General features: G+C 66.5%; 16 protein-coding genes. 11 read left to right on the top strand and 5 right to left on the bottom strand.

Annotated elements, in window-relative coordinates; all coding sequences use genetic code 11:
- Positions 1-46 precede the first annotated feature (46 nt).
- The 3 genes from AC1VVK_RS07805 to AC1VVK_RS07795 are packed head-to-tail and all read left to right on the top strand — an operon-like array spanning position 47 to position 2,649.
- On the top strand, positions 47-1,405 hold the full coding sequence (locus tag AC1VVK_RS07805; RefSeq protein WP_482905013.1) for an aromatic ring-hydroxylating oxygenase subunit alpha: 1,359 nt from the start codon (positions 47-49) through the stop codon (positions 1,403-1,405).
- 23 nt (positions 1,406-1,428) lie between these two features.
- Positions 1,429-2,334 carry a VOC family protein gene (locus AC1VVK_RS07800; protein WP_482905012.1) on the top strand — a complete coding sequence of 302 codons (906 nt, stop codon included), beginning with the start codon at positions 1,429-1,431 and terminating at the stop codon, positions 2,332-2,334.
- A 30-nt stretch (positions 2,335-2,364) separates the two neighbouring features.
- Positions 2,365-2,649 carry a hypothetical protein gene (locus tag AC1VVK_RS07795; protein ID WP_482905011.1) on the top strand — a complete coding sequence of 95 codons (285 nt, stop codon included), beginning with the start codon at positions 2,365-2,367 and terminating at the stop codon, positions 2,647-2,649.
- A gap of 142 nt (positions 2,650-2,791) precedes the next feature.
- Here the strand turns inward: AC1VVK_RS07795 and AC1VVK_RS07790 are convergent, their stop codons facing one another.
- Both AC1VVK_RS07790 and AC1VVK_RS07785 read right to left on the bottom strand, forming a co-directional pair.
- Complete coding sequence (locus AC1VVK_RS07790) at positions 2,792-4,114, bottom strand: Hsp70 family protein (RefSeq protein ID WP_482905010.1); 1,323 nt, start codon at positions 4,112-4,114, stop codon at positions 2,792-2,794.
- Between the two features lie 251 nt (positions 4,115-4,365).
- Positions 4,366-4,962 carry a TlpA family protein disulfide reductase gene (locus AC1VVK_RS07785; protein WP_132390356.1) on the bottom strand — a complete coding sequence of 199 codons (597 nt, stop codon included), beginning with the start codon at positions 4,960-4,962 and terminating at the stop codon, positions 4,366-4,368.
- A 19-nt stretch (positions 4,963-4,981) separates the two neighbouring features.
- On the opposite strand from AC1VVK_RS07785, the gene argH reads away from it, so the two are divergent.
- From argH to AC1VVK_RS07745, 8 genes are all read left to right on the top strand, one after another.
- Positions 4,982-6,355, top strand: coding sequence for an argininosuccinate lyase (gene argH, locus AC1VVK_RS07780; protein WP_482905133.1), 1,374 nt, complete (start codon positions 4,982-4,984; stop codon positions 6,353-6,355).
- A 5-nt stretch (positions 6,356-6,360) separates the two neighbouring features.
- The gene (locus AC1VVK_RS07775) at positions 6,361-6,612 is read left to right on the top strand and encodes a hypothetical protein (RefSeq protein ID WP_132390358.1); all 252 of its coding nucleotides are present in this window, start codon (positions 6,361-6,363) and stop codon (positions 6,610-6,612) included.
- A 20-nt stretch (positions 6,613-6,632) separates the two neighbouring features.
- Positions 6,633-7,892 (top strand): diaminopimelate decarboxylase, encoded by a 1,260-nt coding sequence (lysA, locus tag AC1VVK_RS07770; RefSeq protein ID WP_482905009.1) that lies wholly within the window; start codon positions 6,633-6,635, stop codon positions 7,890-7,892.
- Positions 7,893-7,937: 45 nt separating this feature from the next.
- Positions 7,938-8,726, top strand: a complete 789-nt coding sequence (locus AC1VVK_RS07765; protein WP_482905008.1) for a precorrin-2 dehydrogenase/sirohydrochlorin ferrochelatase family protein — start codon at positions 7,938-7,940, stop codon at positions 8,724-8,726.
- A gap of 171 nt (positions 8,727-8,897) precedes the next feature.
- Entirely contained in the window at positions 8,898-9,092 is a 195-nt protein-coding gene (locus tag AC1VVK_RS07760) for a hypothetical protein (RefSeq protein ID WP_132390364.1), read from the top strand.
- Between the two features lie 31 nt (positions 9,093-9,123).
- On the top strand, positions 9,124-10,077 hold the full coding sequence (locus AC1VVK_RS07755) for a hypothetical protein (RefSeq protein WP_482905007.1): 954 nt from the start codon (positions 9,124-9,126) through the stop codon (positions 10,075-10,077).
- A complete protein-coding gene (locus AC1VVK_RS07750; RefSeq protein WP_482905006.1) occupies positions 10,065-10,988 on the top strand; it encodes a transposase in 924 nt (307 codons plus the stop codon). The genes AC1VVK_RS07755 and AC1VVK_RS07750 overlap by 13 nt, the downstream gene beginning before the upstream one ends.
- 74 nt (positions 10,989-11,062) lie before the next feature.
- Positions 11,063-11,416 carry a hypothetical protein gene (locus AC1VVK_RS07745; RefSeq protein WP_132390370.1) on the top strand — a complete coding sequence of 118 codons (354 nt, stop codon included), beginning with the start codon at positions 11,063-11,065 and terminating at the stop codon, positions 11,414-11,416.
- A 4-nt stretch (positions 11,417-11,420) separates the two neighbouring features.
- Here AC1VVK_RS07745 and ruvX read toward each other — a convergent pair whose 3' ends face one another.
- The 3 genes from ruvX to lepB are packed head-to-tail and all read right to left on the bottom strand — an operon-like array spanning position 11,421 to position 13,982.
- On the bottom strand, positions 11,421-11,906 hold the full coding sequence (ruvX, locus tag AC1VVK_RS07740; protein WP_132390372.1) for a Holliday junction resolvase RuvX: 486 nt from the start codon (positions 11,904-11,906) through the stop codon (positions 11,421-11,423).
- Between the two features lie 31 nt (positions 11,907-11,937).
- Positions 11,938-13,050: an AI-2E family transporter gene (locus AC1VVK_RS07735; protein WP_482905005.1), complete on the bottom strand. Its 1,113-nt coding sequence runs from the start codon at positions 13,048-13,050 to the stop codon at positions 11,938-11,940.
- On the bottom strand, positions 13,047-13,982 hold the full coding sequence (lepB, locus tag AC1VVK_RS07730) for a signal peptidase I (protein WP_482905004.1): 936 nt from the start codon (positions 13,980-13,982) through the stop codon (positions 13,047-13,049). Before lepB ends, AC1VVK_RS07735 begins: the two co-directional genes overlap by 4 nt.
- Between the last annotated feature and the right edge of the window lie 8 nt (positions 13,983-13,990).

Raw genomic sequence — 13,990 nt, 5'->3', positions numbered from 1 at the left:
GGATAATGGACGCCAATACGAATGATGAAGATGGGAAGAGAACGGCATGGGTGAAATTGGCAGGATCGTGCAGGCTCCCGAGGACCTGACCGTCCCCGTTCGCGTTCCGGCCGAGGCCTATATCTCGCCGGAATACGCCAAGGCAGAGCGCGACAAGCTGTGGCGCAAGGTCTGGCTTCAGGCCGGGCGCCTGGAAGACATCCCCGAAGTGGGCGATTTCATCACCTTCGACATCCTCGACGATTCGGTGATCGTGGTCCGCGCTTCCGAAACCGAGATTCGCGCTTTCCACAACGTCTGCCCGCATCGCGGCCGCAAGCTGGTGGATACTCCGGCCGGCATGCGCAACGCGCGCGGCACCCGTCGCAACTTCATCTGCGGCTATCACGGCTGGACCTTCGGGCTGGACGGCGCGAACACCTATATGGAGCATCAGGAAGACTGGCAGGGCCATCTCTGTGGCGGTCAGGCGGACTTAGGTGTCGTCAAGGTCGATACTTGGGGCGGCTGGGTCTGGATCAATCTCGATCCCGAATCCATGTCGCTGGCCGAGTATCTGCACCCGGCGGCGGGCATGCTCGATCCCTACGGCCTCCAGAACATGCGCCCGCGCTGGCGCAAGTGGGTGGTGTTCGAATGCAACTGGAAGGTCGCGATGGAGGCCTTCTGCGAGACGTACCACGTCTCCACCACGCACCCGGAATTCATGGAATTCGGCCAGTTCCGGGGCTGGGCGCGCAACCAGGGGCTGCACTCCAACATCGGTTACGATGCGCCCAAGGGGCAGGAGGAAGACTCCGGCAAGCTGCGCCTCGGCGCCGGTGAGGACCCGCGCGTGACCACGGCGGAAATGCAGAACTTCACCTGGGCCAATGCCAATACCAACACGACGATGACGCTGGTCGGCGTGGCCAACCGCCTCAAGGACGAACTGCCCGAAGGCACCCCGGCGGCGGAAGTCTCGGCCTACTGGATCGGCACCGCCCGCAAGGAAGATGCGGAGCGCGGCGTGGTCTGGGCGCAAGTCGATCCGCAGCACACCGCGCAGGCGGGCACGGCATGGCAGATCTTCCCGAACTTCCAGATCGGCCACGCGGTCAACAACATGCTCTGCTACCAGGCGCGGCCCTATGGCACCGACCCGGACAAGTGCATCTTCGAGGCCGCCGTCTACGAACTCTGGCCCGAGGGTCAGGCGCCTGAAACCGAATGGGAATATACCCAGCCGAACGACTGGCCGCCGGTGCTCCAGCAGGACTTCGCCAATATGGCGGCGGTCCAGCAGGGCATGAAAAACGTCGGTTTCCGGGGCGCGCAGCCCAATCCCTACATGGAGCGATCGGTCGCTTCGCTGCACATGAACCTTGCCCGGTTCATGGGCACCGGCTCGCCCGAAACCTACTGAGCGGTTCCCGCGCGGTGGAGGGAATGCCGCTCGTCCACGTAAGCTGGGCGCTGGCCGACAATGGCCTGCGCCCAGCCTGCGACGCCTTCTTCCGAGAGGTGTTCGGCGCCGAAACCGCGCACGAAATCCTGATTACGCCTGAAACCGAGAAGATGGGCCTCGACCGGGAGGAGAGTCTCCTCATGATCGGCGATACCATGCTGATCCCCATCGCCCCGGCCGGTCGCGGCGCGCAGGATGGCCATCCGCTGGGTGACATGCTGCGCCGCTCGGCCGCGGCCAATCGCTGGATCGGCGTGGCGCTCAAGGTGACGGATCTTGCCAAGGCCGATGCATGGTTCGCGGAGCGCGGGTTCAAGCGGCACTACGATCCGGGGATGGAGGCTTACTACTTCCTTGTCCCGCGCGGGCAGGCGCTGGGCATGCGGCTGGAGATCGTGACGCAGGACATGCCCGGCGATCCGCGCCGCGATCCGGCGTGGCGTCTCGCGACCGATCATCCGCTCGGGATCGAGGGCTTGCAGGCCATCGGCCTTTCGGCGCCCTCGCTGGCCGAGGCACGCGCGGTCTTCGCCGAAAAGCTCGGCTGGCCGGAACTCGGCACGCGCGACTTGCCTGATGCGCGCTGCGCGGCTTTCGCCATGGGCGACACCGTGCTGGAGGCGCTGGAAGGGCGGGAAGGTTCGGCCATCGCCGATCATGCGCGGGACGTGAAGGGCACCTGCCATCTCGTCTTCAAGGTCCGCGATGCGGCCGCCACCGCGCAGTATCTGGAAGGCAAAGGCCTGCCGCTGATCGGTGATCGGGCAGACCGCTTCGCCATCGCGCCCGAGGCCGCGCATGGACGGACGATCTGGTTTACCGAAGTGACGCCTCCGAATTACCCGAAAGTCGGATCCCGGCTCGGCGCCTTGATCACGGCGGCCTGATCCGGCGATTTACCGCTGCCTGGGACTTGCGTGAGTACGACGCAGACCGCGCGCCAAACCGAATCCGGCACCAACGATGGCGAGGGCGCCGGTCAACATCATGGCGGCCTCGACAAACCAGAGGGCCGCCATTCCGTGAGTCGCGAAGAGGACGGCCGCCGCTCCGTTGAGGAGCACAAGGAAGAGGGCGATGCCGAAAAGGACCGCAGCGATCGGATCGCGATTGATCTTGTTTATGGCATGACTCCTGCGGTGCGGCGTCATCGTCTCACGCGCGGTGAGGGGCGGCAAGTGGGACGTGATCGCGCGGTCTAAAGCCGATCCAACCCCGCCGCGTCCCCGGAGCCTCGCCACGGCCAACTGTTCATGTGCCAACCGTAACCGCACCAAAACCACCGTCGCCCCCGCGAAGGCGGGGGCCCCGCTTCTTCTCCGCGTTCCAACCCGCGCCGAGGTCTCAGCCTTCGTCCTCGTCCGAAGCGATCCATTCCGACAGGTCCGGAGATTGCCCGATCAGGGCGAGGCCGTGCGCGATCGAGGTCAGTTCGTTGCCGCTGGCGATCCGGCTGTCGCCAAAACGCTCTTCGAACAAGCGGCGGACGGCCGGGATCAGCGAGGAGCCGCCGGTCAGGAACACGTGGTCGATCTGATTCGCCTGCAGCCCCGACTTGGCGAGCGCGCTGTCCACGGTCTCGCCGATGCGCTGCAGATCGGGGGCGATCCAGCTTTCGAAATCGGCGCGGCTGACTTCGGATTCGATATTGAGGTTGTCGCTATGGAAGCGCAGCGCGCCGTGTTCGTCGCTGGAAAGCGCGCGCTTGAGCTGGCCGACCGCCTCGTAGAGGCCGAAGCCCAGTTCGTGTTCCACCACCGCGATCATGCGGGCAATGGCGGCCGGATCGGTGGCGCCGTGCTTCAGCTTTGCGAGTTGCTCCAGTGTGCGGCGGTTGCGCATCAGCGCCAGCCGCGACCAGTCTCCGAAGTCGGCAAAATGGCCCGGCGGGATTTCCAGCACCTTGTCGAACGAGCGATAGGTGCCGCCCTTGCCCAGCAGCGGCAGGACGAGGTGGTCCATGATGCGATAGTCGAAGCGGTCGCCGGCGATGCCGATACCGGCCGAGCCCAGCGGCACGCAGCGCTTCGCGGCGCCGGGCGCCTCGACGCGGACGATGGAAAAGTCGCTGGTACCGCCGCCAAAGTCCGCCACCAGCAGAGTCGCCGGTTCGGTCAGCCGCGAGGCGAAGCTGAACGCCGCGCCGATCGGCTCGTAAACGTAGTGGACCTGCCGCCCCAGCATGGCGAACATCGCATCATAGCGGGTGCGCGCCAGTGCGGCATCTGGCCGCGCGCCAACGTAGCGGACCGGACGTCCGATCACCACGCTGTCGGGCAGATCGCGCAGGGCATTGCCGGCATGGTCGCGCAAGTGGGTCAGGAAGACTTGCCCCAGTTCCTCGAAGCGCAGCCGCTTCTCGAACAGGCTGGCATGCTCGAAGGCGGGATTGGCGGCGACCGACTTGAAGGACTGGAGGAAGCGCGAGCCTTGCGGGAATTCCAGGAATTCGGAAATGGCCCATGGCCCCGCCTCGTGCGCCAGCCCGCCGCGCACGCCTTCCTCCTGCCAGAAGCACAGCGCCGAGCGGAACACCGAGCTGACGCCTCCGGGCGCGGCGAACTCGACGAGATCGGCCTCTCCGTCGCGGTCCGACAGTGCGATGACCGAATTGGTGGTGCCGAAGTCGATGCCGACAGAGCGGGCGGCGGCCGTGCCGGTCGACATAGGGGAATCCTCGATGTTCAAGCTGAAGGGGCCGGGGCCTATCGCAGGGCCTGCGCGTTCCTGCAACGGATATGCTGCAATGCCGCGAACGGAAGGCATTTTTTGCGGCGCCTGCGAAGAAGGCGCGCGGGTTTTCCGGCTGTGCCGACGGCAATCATGCCACGAACGACGCTGCCGGTGCACACGGCGACAGGGCTTTCACACCCCGTTCCGTGCCCCCCGCGCAGCGCCTTCTCGGCGTCGGCGGCGCCTTACTTCGCTTCGGCGAGCAGCTTCTGCGCTTCGGGGCTGGTCCAGTCGTTTCCTCCGGTGAAGCGCCAGACTTCCTTGCCCTGGCTGTCGAACAGGATCGAGACGGGCAGGTTGCCGCCATACTGGAAGCCAAGATCGCCGTGCTCGTCATGCCAGGGCTCGATATGGTCGAGCTTGCGGCGATGCAGGATCTCCACGACTTTGCCGATATCCGCCGTGTCCTCGGAGATCGGCAGGATCTGCAAGGGCGAATCGGACTTGCCGGCGAGTTCGTTGAGCGTCGGCATCTCGGCGATGCAGGGCGCGCACCAGGTTGCCCAAAGGTTGATGAGTACGGGCTTGCCCTTGAGCGAGGTCAGATCCAGACTCTCGCCGGTATTGTCGACCACGGTCACGGCCGGAATCGGCGTGCCCTTGTGCGAACGGTCGAGCTTGTCGGCGGTCTTGTCGGGGGAGGCGGGCGCTTGGGCGGCGGTTTCGCTAGCCTGCGGTTGCGCCTCCTTCCCGCTTTGCCTATCGCAGCCCGCGGCGAGGAGCGCGCCGGCCCCCGCGATCGAATACAGGACAAGCGACTTGAGCGATTTGGAAGACAGCAAGGCAGGGAGCTCCAACCAGATGTGGGGCGGACGGTTCGCGGAAGGACCGTCGGCAATCATGCGCGAGATAAATGCCTCGATCCCCTTCGACAAGGCGCTGTGGCGGCAGGACATCGCGGCCAGCAAGGCACACGTCGCGATGTTGGCGGCCTGCGGCGTGGTGACCGACGCGGATGCGCTGGCGATCCGCGACGGACTGGATGCGGTTGCGGCCGAGTACGAAGTCTCGGGAGTCCCGGAAAACTGGGACCTTGAGGACATTCACATGACCACCGAGGGCCGCCTTGCCGAACTGATCGGCCCGGTTGCCGGTCGCCTGCACACGGCCCGTTCGCGCAACGATCAGGTGGCAACCGATTTTCGCCTCTGGGTGCGCGATGCGATGGATCAGGCCGATGCCGGGCTGGAAGCGCTGCAAAAGGCGCTCGTCACCCGCGCCGGTGAGCATGCCGATTCGATCATGCCGGGCTTCACCCATCTTCAGACCGCGCAGCCGGTGACGCTGGGCCATCACCTGATGGCCTATTACGAGATGATCGGCCGCGACCGTTCGCGCTTTGCCGATGCCCGCAAGCGCATGAACCGCAGCCCGCTGGGCGCGGCGGCGCTGGCCGGTACCGGCTTCCCGATCGACCGTTTCATGACCGCGCAGGCGCTCGGCTTCGACGCGCCGACCGACAACAGCCTCGATTCGGTGTCGGACCGCGATTTCGCGCTCGATTACCTGATGGCGGCCAGCCAGTGCTCGCTGCACCTCTCGCGCCTGGCCGAAGAGTTCATCATCTGGGCCAGCCAGCCCTTCGGCTTCGTGGCGCTGCCCGATTCGCTGTCCACCGGCAGCTCGATCATGCCGCAGAAGAAGAACCCGGACGCGGCGGAACTGGTGCGTGGCCATTCGGGCCGCATCGTCGGCTGCCTGACCAGCCTGATGATCACCATGAAGGGCCTACCGCTCGCCTATTCGAAGGACATGCAGGACGACAAGCCGCCGGTGTTCGAGGCTGCCAGCCTGCTGGCGCTTTCGATCGCGGCTATGACCGGCATGGTCGCCGAAACCCGTTTCCGCACCGATCGCATGCGCGGCGCGGCCGAACTGGGCTTCGCTACCGCCACCGATCTGGCCGACTGGCTGGTGCGTGAAGGCAACATTCCCTTCCGCGAGGCGCACCACATCACCGGTTCGGCCGTGAAGCTGGCCGAGCGGCGCGGCGTCGCGCTCGATCAATTGCCGCTGGAGGACCTCAAGGCCATCGACAGCCGCATCGACGAGCGCGTATTCAAGGCACTCTCGGTCGAGGCTTCGGTCGCTGCGCGCAAGTCGCATGGCGGCACCGCGCCCGATCAGGTACGTCTGCGTGTGGCCGAAGCCCGGTCGGCGCTCGGTCTGGAGTGAACGTGATGCGCAAGACTGCCGCCCTCATCCTGCTTCTCGCGCCGCTTGCCGCCCTGGCGGGCTGCGGGCAGCGCGCGGCGCTGGCGGTGAAACAGGGCGAGCAGTTGCCGCCCGCGCCGTTCGGCCGCGCGGTCCAGCCCAAACCGGCGGAACTGCTGACCCCGCCCACGCTCGCCATTCCCGAACGCAGCGTCGAGCTGCGCACACGCTCCGAAACGCGCGGGGACGATCCTTACGATCTTCCTCCGCCCGAATGAGCCACTGACACCGAGATCCCATGGACCATTTTGCTCTGAACAGCGGCGAACTCTTCGCCGAAAACGTGCCGCTGGCCGCTATCGCCCGCGAAGTCGGCACGCCTGTCTACGTCTATTCGCGCGCGACGCTCAGCCGACACGCCCGCGTGTTCCGCGAGGCGCTTTCGGCGCTGCCGAGCGTCCACATCGCTTTCGCGGTCAAGTCCAACCCCAACCTTGCGGTGCTGCGCCTGTTGGCGAACGAGGGCTACGGCGCCGATGTCGTCTCCGAAGGCGAGATGAACCGCGCGCTGGCCGCCGGTATCCCGGCCGCTGACGTGGTGTTCTCGGGCGTCGGCAAGACCCGCCGCGAGCTGATCGCCGCGGTCAAGGCGGGCATCGGCCAGTTCAACCTCGAAAGCGAGGAAGAGGGCGTAGAGCTTGCTGCCGTCGCCGCCGAACTGGGCCTTACCGCCGCCTGCGCGCTCCGCGTGAACCCGGATGTCGATGCGCGTACCCACGCCAAGATTTCGACCGGCAAGGCCGAGAACAAGTTCGGCGTTTCCTATGACAGCGCGGCGGGCATCTATGCCCGGCTCGCAGTTCTGCCGGGCCTCGATATGCGCGGCCTTGCGGTGCATATCGGCAGCCAGATCTCCGACCTCGAACCGTCGCGGCAGGCCTTCATCAAGATGGGCGCGCTGATGGAAGAGATCCGCGCGTCGGGCCATGCGGTTACGCACATGGACCTCGGCGGCGGGCTGGGCGTGCCCTACAAGGCGAGCGATGTGCTCCCCACGCCCGAGGATTACGGCGCGATGGTGGCGTCGGTCGCAAAGGACTGGGGCGTCACCCTGATGTTCGAGCCGGGCCGCGTGATTACCGGCAATTCCGGCGTGCTCGTGACCGAAGTGGTGCGCGTCAAGCAGGGCACGGTGAACCCGTTCGTGGTGGTCGATGCGGCGATGAACGACCTTGCCCGTCCCGCCATGTACGACGCCTGGCACGATTTTGCGGCGGTGAAGCCCAGTGGCAAGACGGTGACCGCCAATATCGTCGGCCCCATCTGCGAGAGTTCGGACACGTTCGCGATGGGCCGCGAGATCGACGAAGTGGTCGCCGGTGATCTGGCGATCTTCCGTACTGCCGGTGCCTATGGCGCGACGATGGCGAACACCTACAACAGCCGCGCGCTGGTGCCCGAGGTCATGGTCGACGGCGACAAGTGGGCCGTGGTGGCCAGCCGCATCGAGCCTGCCACGATCCTGGCCGCCGAAACCGTGCCGGAGTGGCTCAAGTAAGCGCGCATTTCGACAAACCGGCCGCCGGGCGGTAGGATCACGGGCATGATCGCGAGCCTGCCCCTGTTTCACCGCGTTGGCGGCCGCCCGGTCGTCGTGCTCGGCGTGGGCGAGGCGGCCGAGGCCAAGCGGCGGCTGGTCGAGCGCGCGGGCGGCGTGGTTTTCGATGACCTTGCGCACGGCCGTGACGCCGGTGCCCGGCTCGCTTTCATAGCCCATGAGGACGACGCCGCGGCCGAGGCGGATGCGCTGCGGGCGCGGCAGGCGGGGATGCTCGTCAATGTCGTCGACCGACCCGCGCTTTGCGACTTCACGGCGCCTGCGGTGCTCGATCGTTCGCCCGTGCTGGTGGCGATCGGCACTGGCGGTGCTTCGGCCGGGCTTGCTAAGCAACTCCGGCTGCGGTTCGAGGCACTGCTGCCCGGTTCGCTGGGGCAGCTTGCCGACGCTCTGCACGCTGCGCGCGGCACATTGCGCGCCCGTTTTCCCGATGCCGGTGACCGCCGCCGCGCGCTCGATGCCGCGCTTGGGCAGGGCGGTGCGCTCGATCCGTTGGCAGACGGCGCCGCCGCTCGCGTGGAAGGATGGCTGGCGAGCGCGGCGGCAGGCGCGGGCGGCCGGGTGGAAGTGCGCTTACGCAGTCACGATCCTGAAGACCTGACGCTGCGCGAGGCGCGGTTGCTGGGTTCGGCCGATCTCTTGCTCTACGAAGAGGGCGTCGGCGATGCCGTCCTCGCCCGCGCCCGTGCCGACGCGGCACGCCGCCCGCTCGAATCGGGTGAGGAAGGCGGCGATCACGCGGGCCTTGTCGTCATCTTGCGGGCCCCGCACTGATACATATTCAGCCTTAACCATGCTTCGCGCGGATTTGCGCCGATCAGCGGTTACACGGCGGCGCTTTGGCAATTATCCTTTTACAATTGCAGGGAATTAATTCACGTTGAGCGTCTGAGTGCGGCACCTTTGTCCAGTTAATGCCCAAGCCATCACGCCAAGGGGGACAACTTGCAGCAGACCACATCACGGGGGATCACGACGGCGGGAACGACCTTGCCGCACATCGATATTTCCCGGATTCCCGAGCTTGATCGATTGACGGGCCTGTTCGGCTCGCTCGCCGATGCGTCGCGGCTGCATTCGCTGGACGACAATCAGGCGGAACTGCTGGCCTGCCTCTACGAGTTCCACCCCGGCGCCTGAGCGCGACGACGCGGGGCGATTCTGTACGGTCATGTCAGGTTTCACAACGGAAGATACAGACTGGGAAAGCGGTCAGCGACAGCTGTCGGCTGTGCTGGCGCAATGGCGATCGAGCGAGGCGGCGGCACCGATACTCGCCGCGCTGGGCGAATTTGCGCGGGGCGCGGCAATGGGCGACTGCCGACCGCTGGCCGGATTGTTCGGCGGTGATGCAGCGATTGCCGGCGATGTGATCGGCGGTCTGGTGGACGGCGCGGTGAACGGCCTTGCCCGGAGCCCGCTGGGGCAGCTTCCCCTTCGCCACGCGCGCCGGAAAACATCGCATACGCTGTTGCTGGCACGGGATGGCATCGCAAGTCTCGCGATCACGGTCTATGACGGCGCTGCGCTGGCCGGGCAGCCCAACCCGCACAGCGCCGAATTTGCGCCCATCGAGACTTGGGTGCGGGTTCTTGCCGGCACAGGCACGGCAGAGCGCGTGACGCGGGACACCGAATATCTTGCCCCCCTGCAACGCGCCGAAGTCGATCTGCGCCCGGGCGTGATGCTCAAGCGAGACGGCTGGTGTGAGGGTTTGCAGATGCGGGCGGCGGATGGCGCGCTGGTAGTCCTGCGCCTCCAACGGCAGCTTCGCGTGCCCGATACGGTGCACGAATTCCGGCTCGAAGATGGTGCCCTGCTCCACCGGGCGGCGGCGCGGGCAGAGGACAGCCGGCTGGAACTGGCGATTGCCGTGCTGGTGGCGCAGGGGCGGCGCGATGCGGTGCCGGCGCTGGCGCGGATCGTTACCGGTTCGGCGCCTGTCTCCTTGCGCTGGTCGGCGCTGCGTGCGGTGCTGGGGCTCGATACCCGCGCCGGACTGGTGCTGCTGGGCGAGCTTGCCGGCGGTGAGGACGAGGTGCTGGGTGCGGCTGCCCGGGGGCTTCAGCGCGATCTGATCGACGAATGGCCGGAACTGGAGAAGGTGGCGCAATGGCGCGGGTAATGACGCGGCGGGACCCGACGGCGGCCTCGCTTGCGGAATGCGCGGAAGCGCTGGCGGTCTGGGGCTTCGATCCGGAAGACGATATCAACCTCTCGCATGCCGCGAACTGGTTGCAGCGGCTCGGCAACGACCGGCAGTTTCTGGGCGATGTGCTGGTGGACCTGCTCGCAGGGCTGGCGCCGGTTCCCGCCGATGCCGAAGGGCTCGTCGGCGCCGGGCCGCAGGTGGTGATGCTGGTGCCGCCGGGCCGGGGCGATTTCTCGATCCGGGCACGCATCTGGCCGTCCCCGCGCGAGGCTGCGTATCGCGCCAGTGGGCCTACCGCCTGCGGATATGGCGAAGCGCAGGATTTTGCGAGCGACGTGCTGTCGCTCGGCTATTTCGGGCCGGGCTACCTTGGCGAGGACTATGAATACGATCCCGAGGCGGTGATCGGCCATGTCGGCGAGCAGGTCGCGCTGAAGTTGGTGGGGCGGGGCCCGCTCGATGAAGGGCGCCTGATCCATTACCGCGCGCGCCGCGACGTCCTTCTGCGCGATGCGCCCGAGACGCTGTCGGTCTCCATCGATCTCGTCCACACCGATCCCGCGCAAGGCTGGGGCAGCCACCACACGTTCGACGTGGCGCGCGGTGAGATTACCGATCTGCTCGGCCACGGTCCCTCGGAGAGCTTCCTGCGCATTGCCGTCGCGCTTGGCAGCGAAGCGGCAAGCGATCTGGCCACACGCTTCGGCACCAGCCATCCGAGCGACCGCATGCGCCTTGTCGCGTGGCAGGCATTGGCGGCCCAAGCGAGCGATCAGGCCGCGCGCGATAGCGTCTGGCAGGCGGCGGAGCGCTCGGGCAGCCGACTGGTCGCGCAAGTCGCTAAGGCGCAGCGCCAACAGGGCGAGCGAGGCGTGGGGTCATGATGTTAGAGCGAGCAAGGGGCGGCGTCCGCAAGACGGGCGAGGTTGTCGGGTCGATGGGGTTTGGAGCCTGGCTCATGCTCGGCTTCATCGGCTGGCGCCTGCCGGAGCTTGTCCCGATCTTGCAGCCCTATCGGGATGGCGCCTCTTTGTTCATATTTGCCGGAGCGATTGCCTGCTATGCGGAGAAGGGCGATCGTCCCCCGACCCCAGCGCCATCCATCGACTGGAGCGGCGCGCTGGTCATAATGCTCTGCGGAATCGCATGCACGGCGATGGTGTGGCTGAGCGGCTGGCCCGAACGGGTCCCGACAGCGGTGGGCACGAGTACCGCAACGCTGCTGCTGAGCACGGCGGCCGGATGGTTCGCTTATCGCAACAAAGGACGCACCGGCGAAGCGCGCTTCGATACGGCACCGAAACGCCGCTGACGCGTCAGAACATCCCGCCCGAAAGCGCGTCGATCGCGCCTTGCAGGATCACGGCGGCCGCTGCCGAATCGATGCGCGTGGCGCGCTTGGCGCGGCTCATGTCCTGATCGATCAGCCCGCGTTCGGCGCTGGTGGTCGACCAGCGCTCGTCCCACAGCAGGATCGGCAGGCCGAGCACGGCAAGGTTACGGGCATAAGCGCGGCTGGACTGGGCGCGGGGCCCTTCCGATCCGTCCATGTTGAGCGGCAGGCCGATGACGATACCCTTGATCGAGCGCTCGACGATGAGCGCTTCCATCAGGGCCTTGTCGGCGCCGAACTTGCCGCGCTTCAGCGTCTTTCCCGGCGAGGCGATGCGCCATCCGGCGTCGCAGAAGGCGGTGCCGATGGTCTGGGTGCCAAGGTCGAGCCCGAGCAGCCCGCCGCCCGTCGCCGGCAGCGCGTCCCGGAATTCGAGCGCGCCGGTGGTGATGACTGTCCCTGTTGCCATTATGGCCGTCCCTTTCGCGAAATCGGCCCCCTCATAGTGAGGGCGGCTGCTCCGGGGAAGCGGGGGTAAGGTCGTCGTTGCGGGCGGCCTGTCTTTCGAGCCAGATCTTGATCATCGCCACCAGCGGATCGGCCAGCACAAGGCCCAGCAGGCCGAACAGCACGCCCATGATGAGCTGCGCCGCCAGGACCAGGGCGGGCGGCAGGTCCACGGTCTTGCGCGCGATCAGCGGCACGATCAGGTAGCCGTCGATCAGGTGGATCATCAGGTACACGAAGATCGTGTAGAGCCCCATCTCGTAGCTGCCCGAGAAGCCCACCAGGATCATCAGCAGGCCCGAGATCAGCGCACCGATGTTGGGCATGAAGGCCAGCAGGCCAGTGATGAGGCCGAGCAGTGTGGCCATCGGCACGCCGTAGATTTCCAGCATGCAAAAGGTGAACAGCCCCTCGACGGTCATGCCGATCATGCGGCCGAACAGCAGGCGGCGCAGGGCCTGACCCATGACTTCGGCGGTCGCCTCGAAATGGCCGCGCCGCTCCTGCGGGAGCATCCAGCCCACCCCGCGACGGTAGAGCCGAGGCTCCAGCGCGAAGTAGATGCCGAGCACGAGGATCAGGAACAGCGTGGTCAACCCGCCGATGAGGCCGCCGACCATGCGGGTAACCTGTCCGATGCCGCCGCCGACGCCGCTGATCGCTTCCTGCGCGATCGAGCGCACATCGGTCACGCGCAGCATCAGGCCATGCCGTTGCAGCCAGAGCAGGCCGCGATGGAACTGGCTCTCGATCGTGGCAGGCAGTTCGGCGGCCTGCGCGGCGATCTGGCTGCCCGCGAAATGGACCATCCAGATCGCGAACGCCAGTGTCAGCACCAGGACCAGGCCCACCCGCCATCCGCGCGGGATCTTGAGCACTTTGCCGATGAGCCGCGCGCCGCCATCGATCAGGGCCGCGACGACAACGCCGCCGAAGATCACCAACAGCGATTGCGAGAGGAACACGACCAGCGCGAACAGCGCGGTCATGCCGATCCAGACGAAGGCCTTGCGCGCTTCGGTGCGGATCAGGGGATCGGCGATATCAGTGGGGCCGGCACGGTTCTCATGCCCTGTCGGATCGTCGTTGCCCCCGGAACCGCTCATTTCCAGGCCTTGCTTGGGTCGATCGGCGGACGCAGGCTGGAGAAGTTGCGGCCCTCGCGAAGGGCCTTCCACCAGGTCAGCGGGTTCCAGGTCTGCGTGCCGTCGAGCGAGAAGGTGATGAATTCGGCGCGGCCGCCGATGTCGGTCAGCGGAACGGGCCCGCCCAGGCCGCCGCCGGGCTGGCCGAAGATATCGGTTTCGAACGGCGCGCGGCTGTCCGCCGAGCGGTCGCGGTCGTCACCCATAAGGAAGACATGGCCTGCGGGCACCTTGATCTCCGGATAGTTGTCCAGTTCCTGATCGATATAATCGATTACATTGTAACGGGCACCGTTCGGCAAGGTTTCACGGTAGGTTGGCATTTCGTAAACTTCCTTGCCGCTGGGCAGGCGGGTGCGGAAGTGCTCGAAGCCGTCGTAGCAGTGGCCGGGCTCGGCATCGCCTTCGCAGCGCAGCGCATCGTCGGCGGGAATGCGCACCGGCGGTTCCACTTCGCGGGGCACGAACTTGCCGTTGATGCGAATGCGCCCGTCGATCACCGCGATCCGGTCTCCAGGCAGGGCGACCACGCGCTTGATGAGGTCGGCCTTGCGGTTGCCGGGCACGACGATGACGATGTCCCCATATTCGGGTGTGCGCTCGAACAAGTGCCAGGTGCCGCGCGGCAGCAGGTGGAAGCTGATCGAGGACCAGTTCCACCCATAGGGATACTTGGACACGACCAGCCGGTCACCCACCAGCAGGTTGGGCATCATCGAGATCGAGGGGATGTAGAACGGCTTGGCGATCAGCGAATGGAACGCCAGCACACCCAGCAGCATGAGCGCAAGCCCGCGCAGCTCGTGCAGCCAGTTCACCCTTTCCCTGTCGGCCGGTCTCTGTGGAGCGGGTGCGTGTTCGGGTGCGGAAGTTTCGGGAAAGTCTTCGGCCATGTCCAGGG

Source organism: Novosphingobium sp. BL-S-32 (assembly GCF_056857055.1).
The sequence above is the reverse complement of the archived record's forward strand: the minus strand, read 5'-3'. Positions and strand labels throughout refer to the sequence as shown.